Origin of the sequence: Bartonella sp. CE47NXGY (assembly GCF_042195415.1) — a bacterium.
Taxonomy (GTDB): domain Bacteria; phylum Pseudomonadota; class Alphaproteobacteria; order Rhizobiales; family Rhizobiaceae; genus Bartonella.
Genome location: NZ_JBHIOI010000135.1, coordinates 1 through 1,387, shown reverse-complemented (window position 1 = coordinate 1,387; position 1,387 = coordinate 1). Strand labels below are relative to the sequence as shown.

Genomic DNA, 1,387 nt, shown 5'->3' with positions numbered 1-1,387 from the left:
AACCGCTTAAGGACTCCAGCGGATTGCCTTCAACTGCTTGTGCTTTAAAATGCGCATCCCCTGTAATAGAACCTTCCGCTGCCGTGTTATTGAGTTGATCAACCACCAGATTTAAAGTGCCACCCGCTTGGACAAGACCAGGAACGCTCTCCAAAGCTTCTGAACCAATCTGGCGATCCTTGCCATTGGCTATATCTAAAGAAACATCGCGGCTTCCATCAGCTTTATAACCATAACAACTGTCTGTATTAGCCTGACAACCAAGATAAGTGTTTTTATAAACCGTTGCCCCCAAATTGGTGAGCACATTGGCGTGGATATCGGCATTTCCTCCTGCTTGTATAATGCTATAGTGGTTGTCAATGGTACCGGCATTAATGATGAGATTGCCACTAGATTGTATCATCCCCTGAGCAGCCGGTTTATGCGAAAAACTCTGCGTGACAATCTTCTCTGTCATGTATGACTGATTATTCCATTGATAGCGTTCTATATCTCCTTTTCTTTTATCATATTTCCAAGTGAATGCCTTATAGACTGTTCCACCTTGCAAAGTTGCCGTGCCATAGGTTCCCTCTTTGTTAGCCCAAAGCTTTTTATCAAATACAAATTCTTCCTTAAGATACCCTCCTTGAGTATGTATATAATCCTCTCCACCTATTAATATATACGTAACATACCCCTTTCCCCAACGCTCTCTCTTCATATCGTGATATAAATTCTGTTCATTGAGCAAATTAAAACCCTTTGGTTTTTCGAATGCTATGGCGACTTCTTCCGTTTTTTCCGTGATGACAGGCATGCTATCGGCTTCGTTTTTGAGACTGTTGGTTTGGATATTTAAGTTTCCACCTGCTTGAATAACGCCCGCTTTATTCACAAGCGAAAGGCTTTTTCCAGTACCAGCTGCATCGGTGAAAAATAAATTGCCTTCTGCCATAATAGCGCCAAAATCATTGAGCAAAGCCCCATCAACTTGTAAAGCACCATTGCCCTTTACATAAATTAAACCCGTTTTGCTGTTGGTCACATCGCCCGTCACGCTAAAAGCTAAATCATGACCCGCTGCCAATTGACCGCTATTTTCAAGCTCCCCGGTTTTGATGATAAAATCTCGTGCTGCTAAAACCGATGTGAACTGATCCACCATAACGCCTGGAGCAACAAAAAGAATATCTCCAGTCCCTCCTTCATCGGTAATGGCTTGTAGCCGTGCATGGTGAATATCAAGAACATTGGTGCTTTGAAAATCTAAACCACCATAAATCAGCGTGCTGCCCGAGACATAAATATGATCCGCAGTTAAATATAGCGTTTGCGGCGTGTAAATATGAGAACGATTATTGCTTAAATCGAGAGTGTTTGCCGTCAATCTCACATCCCCCTC

General features: G+C 42.7%; 1 pseudogene. It reads right to left on the bottom strand.

Going from position 1 to position 1,387, the window contains the following annotated elements:
* Window positions 1-1,387, bottom strand: a pseudogene (locus tag ACFIL3_RS10140) (filamentous hemagglutinin); the annotation flags it as partial.